The sequence below is a fragment of the uncultured Rhodococcus sp. genome (assembly GCF_963525155.1).
Lineage (GTDB): Bacteria > Actinomycetota > Actinomycetes > Mycobacteriales > Mycobacteriaceae > Rhodococcus_F > Rhodococcus_F qingshengii.
In genome coordinates this window covers 1-14,849 of record NZ_CAURKP010000038.1, presented here as the reverse complement: position 1 = coordinate 14,849, position 14,849 = coordinate 1, and the positions used below count along the sequence as shown (strand labels likewise).

Below are 14,849 nucleotides of genomic sequence, written 5' to 3'. Positions count from 1 at the left end.
ATGGGTGCGGCAATTTCAGTAAAAAGCCTCGTCAAGACCTTCGGTACCACCCGCGCGCTGGACGGCCTCGACCTCGACGTCTCGACGGGTGAAGTGCACGGATTCCTGGGGCCGAACGGTTCCGGAAAGTCCACCACTATTCGGGTGCTCCTCGGCCTGCTCCGCTCGGACTCCGGAGACGCAACCGTTCTCGGCGGCGATCCGTGGCGAGACGCTGTTACTTTGCATCGACGTCTCGCCTATGTGCCTGGCGACGTGAATCTGTGGCCCAACCTCACCGGCGGTGAGGCTATCGATCTGTTGGCGGGCCTGCGCGGTGGCCTGGACCGAAAACGCCGCAGCGAGTTGCTCGATCGCTTCGAATTGGACCCGACCAAGAAGGCGCGCACGTACTCGAAAGGTAACCGGCAGAAGGTTGCACTCGTGGCCGCGTTCTCGTCCGACGTCGACCTGTACGTCCTCGACGAACCCACATCGGGGCTCGACCCGTTGATGGAGGCGGTATTCCAGGACTGCGTCGAGGAGGTGGCTCACGCCGGAAAGACGGTACTGCTGTCGAGCCATATCCTCGCCGAGGTCGAAGCGCTGTGCGATCGCGTGAGCATCATCCGCGACGGGCGAACGGTGGAAGAGGGAACACTGTCCGAACTCAGGCATCTCACGCGCACGTCCGTCGCGGCGGAGACGCAGCGTCCGATCGGTGGACTCGACGGACTCGGCGGTGTCCACGACGCGGTGATCGACGGTAACCACGTCACCTGCGAAGTCGACAGCGCGCAACTCGGACCACTCATGACGTACTTGGTCGGATTCGGAATCGTGGCGCTCACTTCCACTCCGCCGACTCTCGAAGAACTTTTCTTGCGGCACTACGGTGACGAACGGGCCAGGGAGACTTCGGTACACCTGCGAGCCGAGACCGGAGTACGGCCATGACCGTTGTTGTCGAGGCCGCTTCACCGGTATCGGCCTCGGCAAGTCAATTCACCGGCACACGCCGACTGGTTCGGCTGGCTTTGCGGCGGGACCGAATTCAGCTCTCCGTGTGGGTTATCTCCATCGTCTTGTTCATGCTGCTGGTTGTCGCCAGTGTGACCGGGCTGTACTCGACACCCGAGGAATTACGAAACATCGCAGTCAGTTCCGCGGTATCGCCGGTCGCGCTGGCGACCAACGGGATCGTGTCCGGTGATTCGCAGGGCGCGATAGTCGCCAGTCAGTCGGTGCTCGTGTTCGCGTTGGTGGCCGCATTGATGAGCACCCTCGCGGTGGTTCGCCATACGCGACAGAACGAGGAGACCGGCCGAGCCGAGATGATCGGTGCAGCGGTGGTAGGTAGACGAGCGCTCCTGACCTCCGCACTGATCGTAACGGTCGGTGCGAACGTCGTTCTGGCACTGGGAATTGCACTGGGATCGATCGCCGTCGGTTTGCCTGTCGTCGGTTCGTTCGCGTTGGGCGCCTCGATAGGTGGGACCGGAATCGCGTTTGCCGGAGTGGCAGCCGTGACGGCGCAGATCACCGACGGTGCTCGTACGGCCAACGGCCTGGCGGGTGCCGCGATCGGCGTTGCCTTCATGCTGCGCGCGATCGGCGACGTGAACAGTACGGTCGTCGACGACGGAACTCGCGTTGTGAGCGGTTGGTTGTCGTGGCTCTCGCCGATCGGATGGGCACAACAGATCAGACCTTTCGACGACGACGCCTGGTGGATCCTGTTGTTGCTGATCGGATTCGCGGCTGTGCACGTGGTGGTGGCTTTTGTTCTCATCGGCCATCGCGATCAGGGAGCGGGACTCGTTCAGCCCCGACCCGGCCCGCCAGTCGCGGCATCGTGGCTACCGTCGGCTTGGGGCCTGGCGTGGCGCATGCAGCGAATGACGATGTTCTGGTGGATCTTTGCCGTTGTCATACTCGGGTTCGCGTACGGCGCTGTGGGCAACGAGATCGACGCGATGGTGGGATCGTCGCAGCAGACCGCGGAGATGTTCGAGAAACTTGGCGGCGGATCGGATCTGGTGGATTCCTACTTGGCCACTGCTCTGGGGCTCACGTCGATAGTCATCGCGGCGTATTCGGTCCAGAGTCTTCTCCGGATGCGGGGCGAGGAAACATCGGGACGGCTCGAACCGTTGCTGGCAACGTCTTTGTCGCGGTGGAGGTGGATGCTTTCCCACCTGGGTGTGGTTGTGGGCGGCGTGATCCTCGCGCACGTCTTGATGGGTGCCTTCACCGGTTTTGCCTTCGGGCTCGTCACGGACGACATCGGCGGCAACACACTTCGTATGACTGGCGCCGCGTTGGCCTATCTGCCTGCGGTGCTCGTAGTCATGGGGTTGGTGTCGTTGGCTTTCGGACTGTTTCCGACGTACGCGTCGGCGCTCTCCTGGGGAATCTTGGCGGCATGCATCGTGCTCGGGCAACTCGGCACGTTGCTGAAGCTTCCGCAGGTAGTGCTGGATCTGTCGCCCTTCACCCACGTGCCGGGTGCCCCTGCCGAGCCGGTGACAGTTCTGCCACTGCTGACAATGATCGTTGTGGCAGTGGTGCTTTCGACAGCATCGCTTGTTACGTTCCGTCGTCGCGACCTCCAGGTGTAGGAGAGCTGAACTCAACTAAGAATTCGACGAAGCTGGCGAGCTCGAGCAGCAAGTCGTCCGGTCGAGTCGAATAGTTCGGATTCGTCAACACAGAGAGTGTCCGTCGCCCAGGCAGTCCCGTGGCGTAGGCGATACCACGGTGACAGTGTTCGGGGATCTGCCGTGAGGTACTCCGGGGTGAAATGCGCGGTGAACTCGATGGTCGGTATGGCCACGGGCATCGTCAGTGTCGCGAACAGTCCGGGCGGAAGCGCGTCGAGAAGGACCGCGGCACGCTCTTGGGCCGTGAAATCGAGGTCTGTGAGCAGGCGGATCCAAACGTCGAATTCAGGGGAGTCGCCACCGGCGAACGGCCTCGCGGAATTGATCGGCCGGATGTCGAGGTGCTGGGCGAACGGCACAAAATCCACCGGGATCTCCAGCGGCGGCAGGGTTGACGGGTCGGCCGGAGCCGGTTCGGCGACAGGGGCGGACATTGTTGTAGCTCCTATGTCGCGGGCCAACCGAACGAGAGCGGATCCCGAACCGGTCAGCGTGACGTGGCAACTGACGGTCCGCCCGCCCCGCATCTCGCCGACAGTCAACCCGGCCGGCCCAGGAGGAACAGGGCGGTCCAGGTGCGCCGTGACTGCCAGCGGTTCGGCTCCGGACGCGTCGGCCGCCACTCGCAGCATCCGTGCAATTGCGAGTCCGCCCTGGATGCCGTCGAAACTCCGCCAACTGGAGTCGAATTCGGTGTGATGACGCGCTGCGTCGGTCGACGGCGCGGCCGCCACTGATACCTGACTAGTAATTGCCATAGTCAGCACCCTAGATGCTGACTATGGCTATGGCAAGCTAGGGTCTATTCGGGAGTGCTGGACGATCCACCGAAGAGCATGTAGATGAGGATCTGAAGAATGCCGAGAGGATTGATCTCGCCGAGGCTGCTCATGTGTGAGGAACTCCTGATTGCAGGGATGGGTATTGTTGCGTCGCAACGTCACTGAAAGTACGGCAATTCGGACAATGTGGTGCGAAATTTACCGATAATTCACTGCGCGCGAGTCGAGCGGCAGTGCAGGTACGCGTCAGTGACCACGTCGAGAACGCGATTGCCGTGTGCATCGACCAATTTCGCTGTGATGGTCACCAATCCTCGCGCGCGATTGTCGAACACGACGTTGTCGACGGTGACCTTTCCGCTCAGGGTGTCACCGGGGCGAAGTGGACGGAGGAAGCTCACGTCGCGCATGGTTTTCCCGGCGATCACGTTCCACTGGTCGTAGAGACTGGCGACCACCAACTTCTGGCAGATCGACAGGGTGTGCAGCCCGCTGGCGATCAACCCGCCGAAGACGCCGGACTCGGCGGCTTCCTTGTCGACGTGAAACCACTGGGGATCCCACTGAGTTGCGAACTCGACGATTTCCTCTTCGGTCACCGAATACGAACCCAATGGGATCACTTGGCCGATCTCGAGATCCTCGGCGAACACTGCGCGTTTGTGAAGGGCGGCCGAATCGTTCATGGTTGTGAAAATCTCCTGCGTGTTCCGGGTGTGCTCGGAACATACTCTCGCAGTGTGTTCGAGTCGGTCTCCGGTGTCGTCGGGCAATGCAGGGTCACTAGAATCGCCACATGGTCGACGACGCGAAAATCGAGCCGAGGGCGCTGGTAGGAAAGTGGCACTTCGAGCGGGACATCGTCGACCGCCTTTCCGGTTCCACCAAGCATGTATTCGGCGAGACCACTATCTCCGACGCCGGTGACGGTCGGATGCGCTGGTACGAGAGCGGCACGCTGCGTGACGGCGACCTGGAATTACCCGTGTTCCGAACTCTGTTCATTGCCGAGCGCGGCCTCGAGTGGGCCGTGACATTCGAAGACGGCAGAGAGTTCCACGACTGGGCGCCGGGGGAGGAAGTCGAGCACCTGTGCGGTGCGGATACCTACCGCGGGCGAATCGACGTCACTGCTGGAGATCGATCGACCTGGACTGTCGTCTGGACCGTGACGGGGCCGAGCAAGGACTACACGATGACCACGCATCTCATCCGGCCCTGATCACATCGCTCGCCAGTTACTCGACGCCGATCGTCACCTCGGTGGACTTCACGAATACCGTTGCGGCTTGGCCTGGTTCAAGATCGAGATCCAGTGCGGCATCGCGGGTGATCGACGAGGTCACAATCTGATTCCCGCCGTCCAACTTCACCTTGACCGTCGCCATGACGGTGCCGAGGTTGACCTCGGTGATGGTGCCGGTGAGTTGATTTCGTGTGGACAGTCGCATCGCTGAACTCCTGTGCTCTCGGGTGGGTGTTCTTCGACCATAATGCGATGGTCGCGTATCTACCCAGCGATTCCGCAGGTGCGGACATGCGGGCGCCGCCGGTGCGCGAATATTGTCGGGCGGTGGAGGTAGATTCCGGTCATGACTGAACCCGCGAAAGGCCCGGCGTCGTATTTTCCGTCGATCGAGAAGAAGTACGGTCGGCCGATCGGTGAATGGCAAGAGCTGATCAGAAGCTCAGACCTCACGAAGCACATGGAATTGGTCAACTGGTTGAAGTCGGAGCACGGTATGGGTCATGGGCACGCGAATGCGCTTGTCGCCCATACGCTGAAAGAAGGGTAGTTTTTTTCAGGCGGCCGAAGCGTCCAGCACCAACCAGCCGCCGTGATGCTCGAATACCTCGAACGGCACACGGCTCTGCCGGCCGACCGCACGCAGTGACTCGAGATCGAAAGTGCGGATGTGGCCGTGGCACGCGGTGGCTTCGTCTTCGAAGGGGACGGCAATGACGACCCGTTGACGCGCGATCCGGAGTGCTTGCGCGATCACGGCCTCGCCGACTGCGTCGTCGACGTGTTCGAGGAGATGAATCGCGGTGACGGTGTCGGCGCTGTTGTCCGGTGCCGGTACTTCACCCGCGTCGCAGATCACCGTGTCGATCGTGATGCCGAGTTCGGGGGCAACCGCGTCGAGCAGGATCATCGTTCCGGGCAGGATGTCCGTGGCGGTCACGTCCATTCCGGCGCGCGCGAGCCGCAGGGGCAGGAAACCGAAGCAGGAACCCAGATCGAGCACGGAACCGCGGACCAGCTCTTCGGCTTTGTCGTGAATCGGCGCGAAATCTGCAGTGCCGTCCAGTAGTTCGGCAAGGGAGTTCCGGTAGTAGGTGGTCCAGGATTCGAGAACGCCGTCCACGGTGGAGCGAACCAGGCCGACCATCGTCAACTCGAATTCGTCCTGACCGAACTCCGCGTCCTGGATCGACGAGGTGACTCCGGCGACGAGTCGCTCACTCAGATCGGCGGGAGTGAGGGAGTGCCTGACGTGGAGGCGACCGCCTCGGCGATCGAGCGAGATCGGACCGGACTCGACGCGTTCGACGGTGACATGCCCGAACGACCACAAGCCCGGCGTCGACGGCGCCAGGGAATCCAGGACGGGTTCGTTCGTGATGGTGGACATGATCGCCTTTCTCGGGTGGTGATGCTTTCTCAGGTGCTGATACCGGTCCGCAAGGACTGCGTACCTGTTTTCAAGAGTTCCGGTAGCTCGAGTGAATCGTCGGTGAGCCACTGCTCGTACGCCGACATCGCGACCCCGAGCAGAAGATAGCCGACCGTGCGTGGGCCGTGATCGCTCGGCTCGAGATTCATTCGGCGTGCGACGTAGTCGGCGACCACCTGCCGCCAACCTTCGTACATCACCACAGAGTATGCCTGAAGCGTCGGAACTTCGAGGATCAATTCCATCCGTTTGCGATGTACCGCAGTCTCTTCCGGTGGGAAGGTGTTGAACGTCAACAATGCGGATTCGAGTGCGTCGACCAACGGAATATCAGCGGGCAGTGAATCCAGGTGCTCGCGCATCTCGTCGAGATGTCCGTCGAAGTCTCCCCAGGGAACGGCGTTCTTGGACGGGAAGTAGCGAAAGAAAGTCCGACGCGCGATGCCGGCGGCGTCGGCTATCTGGTCGACGCTCACCTCGTTGAAGCCGACTGTCGAGAACAGTTCGATCCCGATCGTGCTGATTCCCTCCTTCGTTGTGGAGGGGCGACGACCTATCCGAGCGGACGGTTTCTTGCGGCTACGCATACTTTTTTCGCTCCATGTGTGTCATTCTGCACTCGATGCCATTACAGTGGTGAACCGAGTCACAGTGAAGTCCCACTAGTGACCACCAACTCCCAGGTTGGAAGTCTGATCTACAGACTTCCAGACGGAGTGCGACCGCAGGAGGAATCCATGTCAGATCGTGACAACAAGGCGCTCGAGAACGACCTCGTCGAGGAGTCCCTCGTGGAGGAAGTTTCCATCGACGGCATGTGCGGCGTGTACTGACCGTGTCTGCTTTGGATCTCGATGCGGGGTGGAAACTCCACCCGCAGGTAGCGCTTCGCCCCGAACCTTTCGGGGCGTTGCTCTACCACTTCGGAACACGCAAGCTGTCGTTCCTGAAGAACACGACCATCGTTGCGGTGGTCAAGGCGTTGCCAGACCATCCTGATGTCCGGTCCGCACTACGTGCGCAAGGCATCGAAGATGACGCGGCTCCCCAATATGCCCGCGCGCTGAGCACTCTCGCCGACTCGCACATGATCGTGCCTGTCTGAGCCAGACGCTCGCCCCCACGTGCGGAACAGCCCTTCCGCACGTTCGCCCGCTTCATTTCTTCGCGAGGACACAGCCATGACCTCAGTTCTTGAACAGCCCTCCCCGCCCGCCAAGGTGGGTCGCCTCGTCGATCAGTTCGAACTCGGACTCGACGCCCCCATCTGCCTGACGTGGGAACTCACCTACGCCTGCAACCTGTCCTGCGTGCACTGCCTTTCGTCGTCGGGTCGTCGTGACCCCAACGAGCTGAGCACCGAACAGTGCAAGTCCATCATCGACGAGCTGCAGCGTATGCAGGTTTTCTACGTCAACATCGGTGGCGGCGAGCCGACGGTACGCTCCGACTTCTGGGAGCTCGTCGACTACGCGACCGACCACCAGGTTGGTGTGAAGTTCTCCACCAACGGCGTGAAGATCGACAAGAAGGTCGCGGCGCGCCTCGCAGCCAGTGACTACGTCGACGTGCAGATTTCCATCGACGGTGCCACCGCTGAGGTCAATGACGCTGTGCGCGGGCCTGGTTCGTTCGCGATGGCCGAGCGCGCTCTCGCGAACCTGAAGGAAGCCGGCTTCAAGGACGCCAAGATTTCGGTGGTCGTCACGCGGCACAACGTCAGTCAGCTCGACGAGTTCAAGGCTCTCGCGGACAAGTACGACGCGACCCTGCGCATCACTCGATTGCGTCCTTCGGGCCGCGGCGCCGACGTGTGGGACGACCTGCACCCGCGTCCGGAGCAGCAGCGTGAGCTCTACAACTGGCTGGTCGCCAATGGCGAAGGCGTCCTGACGGGCGACTCGTTCTTCCACCTCTCCGCCTTCGGCGATGCACTGCCCGGTCTCAATCTCTGTGGTGCGGGCCGCGTCGTGTGCCTGATCGACCCGGTCGGTGACGTGTACGCATGCCCCTTCGCGATTCACGAGCAGTTCCTCGCCGGAAACATCGTGAAAGACGGTGGATTCCAGGAAGTCTGGCAGCACTCGGACCTGTTCGAGGAGCTGCGCTCGCCCCAAACCGGTGGCGCCTGCAGCAAGTGCAACCACTACGACTCCTGCCGCGGCGGCTGCATGGCGGCCAAGTTCTTCACCGGACTGCCGATGGACGGACCTGACCCCGAGTGCGTCATCGGTAACGGTGAAATGGCACTGGCGTCGGCGGGCGAGGTCCCGAAGTCCAGTGTCGACCACTCCCGTTCCGGTCAACGTAAGACCCCACGCGCATCGGTGCCACTGACACTGATGATGCGTCCGCCCGCCAAGATTTGTGACGAAAACCCGCTTGCGGGAATGCAGTAACTACTGCGCGATACCGACAGTGCGGCGAAAGCTGCACCCCAGAGAGGTCAGTTCAATGGCTAAGAATGCTTTCTTCGAGACGGTGGCAGAAGCACAGCGCCGTGCGAAGAAGAGGTTGCCCAAGTCCGTGTACGCGGCGTTGGTAGCGGGATCCGAGAAAGGGCTGACGGTCGACGACAACGTCGCGGCATTCAGCGAATTGGGTTTCGCTCCCCACGCTGCCGGGCTGTCGGACAAGCGCGAGATGTCCACCACCATTATGGGCCAGGACATTTCGTTGCCCGTCATGATTTCACCGACCGGTGTGCAGGCAGTGCACCCCGACGGTGAAGTAGCGGTAGCCCGTGCGGCTGCAGCACGGGGAACAGCCATCGGACTGAGTTCTTTTGCCAGCAAGTCCATCGAAGAAGTTGCCGCGGCCAACCCGCAGGTCTTCTTCCAGATGTATTGGGTCGGTAGCCGCGACGTGCTCCTGCAGCGTATGGAGCGCGCTCGCGCTGCCGGTGCCAAGGGCCTGATCATCACCACCGACTGGTCCTTCTCGTACGGTCGCGACTGGGGCAGCCCGTCCATCCCCGAAAAGATGGACCTCAAGGCGATGTTCCAGTTCGCACCCGAGGGAATCATGCGCCCGAAGTGGTTGCTCGAGTTCGCCAAGACCGGCAAGATCCCGGACCTGACCACCCCCAACCTCGCGGCTCCCGGCCAGCCTGCACCGACGTTCTTCGGCGCATACGGCGAGTGGATGCAGACTCCGCTTCCGACGTGGGAAGACATCGCCTGGCTTCGTGAGCAGTGGGGTGGACCGTTCATGCTCAAGGGCATCATGCGCATCGACGACGCCAAGCGAGCTGTCGACGCCGGTGTCTCCGCTATCTCGGTCTCCAACCACGGTGGTAACAACCTCGACGGCACCCCGGCGCCGATCCGTGTGCTCCCGGGCATTGCCGAGGCCGTGGGCGATCAGGTGGAAGTTGTTCTCGACGGCGGCATTCGACGCGGCGGCGACGTCGTCAAGGCGCTCGCACTCGGAGCCAAGGCCGTCATGCTCGGGCGCGCCTACCTGTGGGGCCTCTCGGCCAACGGCCAGGCCGGTGTCGAGAACGTGCTCGACCTCATGCGGATGGGCATCGACTCGGGGCTGATGGGCCTCGGCCACTCGTCCATCACCGAACTGAGCCCGGCGGACCTGGTGATTCCGGAAGGCTTCACACGCACATTGGGTGCCAGCTGAGATTACGGCTCCGATAGAGCTGTGAGTTGACACTCGACGAACACACGACCCTGGCCGGACGCCTCGTCCGGTCCAGGGTTGTTTTCGGTCCGCACGAGACCAATCTTGCTGTGGGACGCTCGCTTTCCGATCGGCACCGTGCGTACTACCAGCGCCGCGCCGAGGGCGGAACCGGGATCGTCGTCACCGAAGTGGCCTCGGTATCGGAGAACGACTGGCCGTACGAGCGGGCGCCGTTGGCGTCGCAATGTGGCCCGGGGTGGCAGTCGATCGCGGCTGCATGTGCTCCGTACGGAACGCTGGTTCTGGCCGGGCTCGGTCATACCGGGATGCAGGGATCGAGCGCATACTCCCAGTCGGTGCTGTGGGGACCGTCCAGAGTGGCCGACCCGGTGACGCGTGAGTTGCCGATGGCAATGGGGCAGGCGGAAATCGACCAGTTGATAGCCGGCTTCCGTGAGGCGTCGGCGCTGGCCGTCGCTTCGGGAATGGACGGAGTGGAACTCGATGCCGGTCCTCGAAGCATTCTGCGACAATTCCTTTCGGGTCTGACCAACACTCGGCAAGACCGATACGGTAGCGATCGCGTTGCTCTTGTTCGCGAGGTCATCTCGGCAGTGCGCGAGGAAGTCGGGTCGGATCACGTTGTATCCCTGCGGTTGTCCTGTGACGAGGAAGCTCCATGGGCGGGCCTGACGCCCGATCTTGCCATCGGTATCGCGCGTGAAGTGTCTCCGTTCCTCGATCTCCTTGTCGTCGTTCGTGGCGGACTCTATTCGTCTGACCGGTACCGCCCCGATTTTCACTGCCCGCCGAACTTCAACCTCGATCTGTGCCGTGAGATCAAGGCCGCTCTGTCGATTCCTGTTGTCGTGCAGGGGAGCGTCGTGGACATCGCCGACGCTCACGCGGCGCTGGAAGTAGGTGAGTTCGTCGAGATGACCCGGGCCCAGATCGCAGACCCGGACCTGGTCGTGAAAGCCGCGCGCGGCGATCGTCCCCGGCCGTGTGTGCTCTGCAATCAGACGTGCCTCGTGCGTGATCCTCGCAATCCTGTCGTGACGTGCGTCGGGAATCCGAGCGCGGGTTTCGAGACGGTGGACCCCGATGAGCGAGAGCAGATTTCGACACCGGGAGCCGTGCTGGTCGTGGGGGGCGGCCCCGCTGGGATGGAAGCCGCACGGATCTCGGCGGTGGCGGGGCACTCGGTCACACTCGTCGAGAGTTCATCGCAGTTCGGCGGCATGATCCGAACTTTTGCGCGAGGTGACGGCCGTAGCCGGTTCGCACTCCTCGCGCAGTGGTTGGAGGACGAATGCCGTCGTAGCGGCGTGACGATGCGGACCGGGGCGGCGCTCGACGCCCAAGACCTGGGTGACGCACGCAGCCGGGGCGAGTTTGTTGTCGTTGCCACCGGTAGTGCTGCGAGGCCGCCGACGTATCCGGTCGACGATTCGGTTCGGTGGTTGGATGCGTCGGAAGCCTTCGAGAAGTTGAGCACCGTGGGGCCGGGTCCGGTCGCGCTGATCGATCCCCTCGGTGGACCGATCGCGGTGGCGCTCGCAGAAGCACTCGCGGCCCATGGCATCTCCGTCTCGATTGTGACTCCCGACACCATTGTCGGTTCGAGGCTCGGTGCGAGTGGGGATCTGGTCGGTGCCAACACGCGCATCCAGCAGGCCGGGGTCACCAGGGTGCTCGCGTCACGTGTCACCGAAATCGCTCGAGGGGCCGTCTGCGTCGAACACGTCCATACCGGCGAGCGGTCACAGCTCGAGTGCGAAGTGGTGATCGACTGCTCGCCTCGTCTGCCGAACGAAACGCTGAAGGAAGAGGCCGACATTCAGGTGGGCGACTCGGTTGCCCCGAGAACTGTTCTCGAATCCATCCGCGAAGGGCGCTTTGCAGGGTTTACTACTAGAACGAGTTTCAATTCTGCAGAGAGGGTTATCTCATGACACAGGGTTCAGTTCGTTCGCTCGAAGGTCGCGTTGCTTTCATCACCGGCGCAGCGCGCGGTCAAGGACGTGCGCACGCGGTCAAGATGGCGCGCGAGGGAGCAGCGACCATCGCGGTCGACGTATGCGCGTCGGTGGCGTCGGACAATTCCTACGACGCAGCAACTTCCGAGGACTTTGCCGAGACGATACGTCTGGTGGAAGCGGAGGGCGGGAAGATCCTCGCCCGCGAGGTCGATGTCCGTGACGGCGCAGCGCTCACCGCGGTGGTCAAGGACGGCGTCGAACAGTTCGGACGTCTCGACATCGTGGTCGCCAACGCCGGGGTCTGCAACTGGAATCGATTCTGGGAAATGTCGGACGAGCAGTGGGAAACCCTGATCGACATCAACCTGACCGGAGTCTGGAAGACCCTCAAGGCCTCGGTGCCGGCGATCATCGAGGGTGGGCGCGGTGGATCGATCATCGTGGTCAGTTCGGTGGCCGGACTCAAGGCGCTGCCCGGACAGGCGCACTACGCGAGCGCCAAGTTCGGTCTCGTCGGTCTGACGCAGGCCGCGGCAAAGGAACTGGGGGAGTACAAGATCAGGGTCAATTCGATCCATCCTTACGGAGTGAATACGCCGATGGGGGTCGACCAGGGCGCTCTCGAGGTATTTGCAAAGTTTCCGCAGTACCTTCCCAACTTCACTCCGATCCTCTCGGACATCGCTTTCGCCGAACCTGACGAGATCGCCGATACCGTCCTGTGGCTCGCCGGTGACGGTTCCCGCACCGTCACGGCAAGTCATATCGCGCTCGATCAAGGAAACTCCAAGGTCTGATGACGCCGTACCCGCGCCTCTTCGCGCCATTGCGCCTGGGCAACCTGACACTCCGCAATCGGGTCGTGTTCTCCGCGCACCTGACCAACTACGCGGAGAACGGGTTGCCGACGGAGCAGCACGCGAGCTACTACGAGGCGCGGGCCCGCGGCGGTGCGGGTCTGATCATCACCGAGGAACACTCGACGCATCCTTCGGATCGACCGTACGAGAAGATGATTGCGGGCTATCGGCCCGAAGCGATCGAGGGATACCGGCGGATCACCGACGCCGTTCATGCACATGGTTCGTCGATTCTCGCGCAGATCAACCACAATGGGGGCCAGGGCGCTGGAACCTATTCGCGATCGCCGCTGTTGGCGCCGAGCGCCGTCGCCGATCCGTTGTTCCGCGAGGTGCCCAAAGCTGTCGACGACGCGGACATCGCCGAGATTCTCGCAGGGTTCGCCCTTGTTGCCCGCAATTGCGTCGCCGGTGGCTTCGACGGGGTGGAATTGCAGGCGTCGCAGTCGTCCATAGTGCGCGCGTTTCTCGCCCCCTCGACCAACGTGCGCACCGATCGCTACGGCGGGGGCGTGGCACATCGTGCACGGTTCCTTCTCGAAGTGCTCGGGGTACTGCGTAAGGCCATCGGCCCGGATCGTGTCCTCGGTGTGCGCCTGAGTGGATACGAAGGAACGCGGGGTGGCATCGAACTGTCCGACGCAGTAGCCACCGCTCAACTGATCGAAGCTGACGGTCACGTCGACTACATCAACACCACCGTCGGAATGGCCACGGAAACACTGCATCTGGTCGAAGCATCGATGGCTGTACCCACCGGCTACGCCAACTTCGTCCCGTCTGCGATCAGGGAGGTCGTCGATCTTCCAGTCGTCGGAGTGGGCCGTTTCAAGACGCCGGAGCAAGCCGAAGCCGCACTCGAGGACGGTGTATGCGATCTGGTGGGAGTAGTTCGCGGGCAGATCGCCGATCCGGATTTTGTGAACAAGGCGCGTGCTGGTCGATCGGTACAGGTGCGAACCTGCCTGTCCTGCAACCAGGAATGCGTCGGGCGGATGGGTCTGGGACGTTGGTTGGGGTGCACCGAAAATCCGCGCGCCGGTCGGGAATCGGTACCGCTGCCGATGCCGCGGCGACGGGGCCGCACGGTGGTGGTGGTCGGTGGCGGCCCGGCCGGCCTGCAAGCTGCGGCTACAGCGGCCCAGCGAGGTCATGCGGTGACGCTGTTCGAGCGTGAACGAAGACTTGGGGGACAGATTCTTACCGCCTCGGTGGTACCGGCTCGCCGTGAGCTCGCCGACCTCGTCCGGAATCTCGAATCTGAGTGTCGCCGAAGCGGTGTGACGATCGAGTTGGATGCTGGAGCTGATCTCGCGATCGTGGAGGAGCGCGCGCCCGAGGTGGTCGTGATTGCAACCGGAGCGCGGCCTTTACGCCCAGCGTGGGCGGGTGGATCAGAGCGTGTGGTGGGTGTTCGAGACGTTCTCGACGGCAAGATTCTGCCGAGTGGAACGGTGCTCGTCTACGACGAACTGGGATTCCATCAAGGTACGTCGGTGGCGGAGTTCCTCGCTGATCGAGGCTGTGCCGTCACGATCGCGACCAACGGCATGGTGGTCGCGCAGGACCTGAGCATCACCCTGGATTTCGAGGGGTGGAACCGCCGAGCGTTCGAGAAGTCGATCGGTCAACGGACAGATCTGATGGTGACTTCGGTGAGCGCTGGGGCCTCGCCGCTCGCGAGCTTGGTTCACCTTCCGACGGGTGTGACCGAGGAAGTTGCAGTCGACTGGGTGGTCTTCGCGACACAGCAGGAACCTGTCGACGAGTTGTGGAACACCCTGCAGGGAAGCTGTTTCGAGAAATTTCGCATCGGTGACGCCTTGTCTCCGAGGCGTTCGCACGCGGCCGTCATCGAGGGGCATCGGGCCGCGTTGGCGATATAAGTCGTCCGTTTTGTCTCTGGTTCTCGAAAGTATGTTCGATTAAACTTTGAGCATGGACAGTCGGGATGCGTGGCAGCTGGATGGTGAGGACCTCAAGAGTGAGGTTCTGGATCTGGTGCGTGTCCGGCACGAGTTGCAGTCGCGGTTGGTGTTGTTGATCGTGGAGATGTTTTCCCGGGAGGTTCTCGGTGGGAAGGGTTTTCGGGCGATCGCGCAGTGGTTGCATGGTTCGACGAATTTGGAGATCGGTGAGTGCAGTCTGTTGGTCGGGTTGGCGCGGTTGTTGATGCTCGAACCTGTTGTCGCGGATGCGTTTCATCGTGGTGACGTGGATGCGTTGAAGGCGCGGCAGGTGGCGTCGTTTTGTCAGCATCCGCCGAAGA

16 protein-coding genes and 1 pseudogene are annotated in these 14,849 nt (G+C 62.3%); 12 read left to right on the top strand and 5 right to left on the bottom strand.

All coding sequences use genetic code 11. From position 1 onward, the window contains the following. Nucleotides 1-936, top strand: coding sequence for an ABC transporter ATP-binding protein (locus RWT78_RS10910; protein WP_003942009.1), 936 nt, complete (start codon nt 1-3; stop codon nt 934-936). Then, nucleotides 933-2,600 carry an anibiotic ABC transporter gene (locus tag RWT78_RS10905; RefSeq protein ID WP_314675589.1) on the top strand — a complete coding sequence of 556 codons (1,668 nt, stop codon included), beginning with the start codon at nt 933-935 and terminating at the stop codon, nt 2,598-2,600. Before RWT78_RS10910 ends, RWT78_RS10905 begins: the two co-directional genes overlap by 4 nt. An 11-nt stretch (nt 2,601-2,611) precedes the next feature. Here RWT78_RS10905 and RWT78_RS10900 read toward each other — a convergent pair whose 3' ends face one another. Continuing rightward, nucleotides 2,612-3,400: a thioesterase family protein gene (locus RWT78_RS10900; protein WP_314675587.1), complete on the bottom strand. Its 789-nt coding sequence runs from the start codon at nt 3,398-3,400 to the stop codon at nt 2,612-2,614. A 233-nt stretch (nt 3,401-3,633) separates the two neighbouring features. Then, the gene (locus RWT78_RS10895) at nt 3,634-4,110 is read right to left on the bottom strand and encodes a MaoC/PaaZ C-terminal domain-containing protein (RefSeq protein ID WP_003942052.1); all 477 of its coding nucleotides are present in this window, start codon (nt 4,108-4,110) and stop codon (nt 3,634-3,636) included. A gap of 110 nt (nt 4,111-4,220) precedes the next feature. On the opposite strand from RWT78_RS10895, the gene RWT78_RS10890 reads away from it, so the two are divergent. Further along, complete coding sequence (locus RWT78_RS10890; protein ID WP_314675585.1) at nt 4,221-4,646, top strand: DUF6314 family protein; 426 nt, start codon at nt 4,221-4,223, stop codon at nt 4,644-4,646. Between the two features lie 16 nt (nt 4,647-4,662). Here the strand turns inward: RWT78_RS10890 and RWT78_RS10885 are convergent, their stop codons facing one another. Beyond that, nucleotides 4,663-4,875 carry a molybdopterin-binding protein gene (locus RWT78_RS10885; RefSeq protein WP_003942061.1) on the bottom strand — a complete coding sequence of 71 codons (213 nt, stop codon included), beginning with the start codon at nt 4,873-4,875 and terminating at the stop codon, nt 4,663-4,665. Between the two features lie 141 nt (nt 4,876-5,016). Between RWT78_RS10885 and RWT78_RS10880 the strand changes: the two genes are divergently transcribed. After that, the gene (locus RWT78_RS10880; protein ID WP_003942010.1) at nt 5,017-5,220 is read left to right on the top strand and encodes a DUF4287 domain-containing protein; all 204 of its coding nucleotides are present in this window, start codon (nt 5,017-5,019) and stop codon (nt 5,218-5,220) included. 6 nt (nt 5,221-5,226) lie between these two features. Here RWT78_RS10880 and mftM read toward each other — a convergent pair whose 3' ends face one another. Further along, the gene (gene mftM / locus RWT78_RS10875) at nt 5,227-6,060 is read right to left on the bottom strand and encodes a mycofactocin oligosaccharide methyltransferase MftM (protein ID WP_003941886.1); all 834 of its coding nucleotides are present in this window, start codon (nt 6,058-6,060) and stop codon (nt 5,227-5,229) included. 29 nt (nt 6,061-6,089) lie between these two features. Then, complete coding sequence (gene mftR, locus RWT78_RS10870) at nt 6,090-6,689, bottom strand: mycofactocin system transcriptional regulator (RefSeq protein WP_003941984.1); 600 nt, start codon at nt 6,687-6,689, stop codon at nt 6,090-6,092. Nucleotides 6,690-6,839: 150 nt separating this feature from the next. On the opposite strand from mftR, the gene mftA reads away from it, so the two are divergent. From mftA to RWT78_RS10830, 8 genes and pseudogenes are all read left to right on the top strand, one after another. Then, complete coding sequence (gene mftA / locus RWT78_RS10865; RefSeq protein WP_063836238.1) at nt 6,840-6,935, top strand: mycofactocin precursor MftA; 96 nt, start codon at nt 6,840-6,842, stop codon at nt 6,933-6,935. Next, nucleotides 6,920-7,207: a mycofactocin biosynthesis chaperone MftB gene (gene mftB, locus RWT78_RS10860; RefSeq protein ID WP_007728309.1), complete on the top strand. Its 288-nt coding sequence runs from the start codon at nt 6,920-6,922 to the stop codon at nt 7,205-7,207. Before mftA ends, mftB begins: the two co-directional genes overlap by 16 nt. 76 nt (nt 7,208-7,283) lie before the next feature. Beyond that, the gene (mftC, locus tag RWT78_RS10855) at nt 7,284-8,501 is read left to right on the top strand and encodes a mycofactocin radical SAM maturase (RefSeq protein WP_003942089.1); all 1,218 of its coding nucleotides are present in this window, start codon (nt 7,284-7,286) and stop codon (nt 8,499-8,501) included. A gap of 55 nt (nt 8,502-8,556) precedes the next feature. Beyond that, complete coding sequence (mftD, locus tag RWT78_RS10850; protein ID WP_003942047.1) at nt 8,557-9,735, top strand: pre-mycofactocin synthase MftD; 1,179 nt, start codon at nt 8,557-8,559, stop codon at nt 9,733-9,735. 26 nt (nt 9,736-9,761) lie between these two features. Next, a complete protein-coding gene (locus RWT78_RS10845; protein ID WP_314675579.1) occupies nt 9,762-11,693 on the top strand; it encodes a mycofactocin system FadH/OYE family oxidoreductase 1 in 1,932 nt (643 codons plus the stop codon). Continuing rightward, nucleotides 11,690-12,517: a mycofactocin-coupled SDR family oxidoreductase gene (locus RWT78_RS10840; protein WP_314675578.1), complete on the top strand. Its 828-nt coding sequence runs from the start codon at nt 11,690-11,692 to the stop codon at nt 12,515-12,517. The genes RWT78_RS10845 and RWT78_RS10840 overlap by 4 nt, the downstream gene beginning before the upstream one ends. Next, a complete protein-coding gene (locus RWT78_RS10835) occupies nt 12,517-14,466 on the top strand; it encodes a mycofactocin system FadH/OYE family oxidoreductase 2 (RefSeq protein WP_314675577.1) in 1,950 nt (649 codons plus the stop codon). The genes RWT78_RS10840 and RWT78_RS10835 overlap by 1 nt, the downstream gene beginning before the upstream one ends. A 52-nt stretch (nt 14,467-14,518) precedes the next feature. Then, nucleotides 14,519-14,849, top strand: a pseudogene (locus RWT78_RS10830) (HNH endonuclease); the annotation flags it as partial.

What these genes read in the sequence shown, in the direction of transcription:
- RWT78_RS10910 (WP_003942009.1), top strand. Translation starts at nt 1, where the DNA reads ATGGGTGCGGCAATTTCAGTAAAAAGCCTCGTCAAGACCTTCGGTACC.
- RWT78_RS10905 (WP_314675589.1), top strand. Translation starts at nt 933, where the DNA reads ATGACCGTTGTTGTCGAGGCCGCTTCACCGGTATCGGCCTCGGCAAGT.
- RWT78_RS10900 (WP_314675587.1), bottom strand. Translation starts at nt 3,400, where the DNA reads ATGGCAATTACTAGTCAGGTATCAGTGGCGGCCGCGCCGTCGACCGAC.
- RWT78_RS10895 (WP_003942052.1), bottom strand. Translation starts at nt 4,110, where the DNA reads ATGAACGATTCGGCCGCCCTTCACAAACGCGCAGTGTTCGCCGAGGAT.
- RWT78_RS10890 (WP_314675585.1), top strand. Translation starts at nt 4,221, where the DNA reads ATGGTCGACGACGCGAAAATCGAGCCGAGGGCGCTGGTAGGAAAGTGG.
- RWT78_RS10885 (WP_003942061.1), bottom strand. Translation starts at nt 4,875, where the DNA reads ATGCGACTGTCCACACGAAATCAACTCACCGGCACCATCACCGAGGTC.
- RWT78_RS10880 (WP_003942010.1), top strand. Translation starts at nt 5,017, where the DNA reads ATGACTGAACCCGCGAAAGGCCCGGCGTCGTATTTTCCGTCGATCGAG.
- mftM (WP_003941886.1), bottom strand. Translation starts at nt 6,060, where the DNA reads ATGTCCACCATCACGAACGAACCCGTCCTGGATTCCCTGGCGCCGTCG.
- mftR (WP_003941984.1), bottom strand. Translation starts at nt 6,689, where the DNA reads ATGCGTAGCCGCAAGAAACCGTCCGCTCGGATAGGTCGTCGCCCCTCC.
- mftA (WP_063836238.1), top strand. Translation starts at nt 6,840, where the DNA reads ATGTCAGATCGTGACAACAAGGCGCTCGAGAACGACCTCGTCGAGGAG.
- mftC (WP_003942089.1), top strand. Translation starts at nt 7,284, where the DNA reads ATGACCTCAGTTCTTGAACAGCCCTCCCCGCCCGCCAAGGTGGGTCGC.
- mftD (WP_003942047.1), top strand. Translation starts at nt 8,557, where the DNA reads ATGGCTAAGAATGCTTTCTTCGAGACGGTGGCAGAAGCACAGCGCCGT.
- RWT78_RS10840 (WP_314675578.1), top strand. Translation starts at nt 11,690, where the DNA reads ATGACACAGGGTTCAGTTCGTTCGCTCGAAGGTCGCGTTGCTTTCATC.
- RWT78_RS10835 (WP_314675577.1), top strand. Translation starts at nt 12,517, where the DNA reads ATGACGCCGTACCCGCGCCTCTTCGCGCCATTGCGCCTGGGCAACCTG.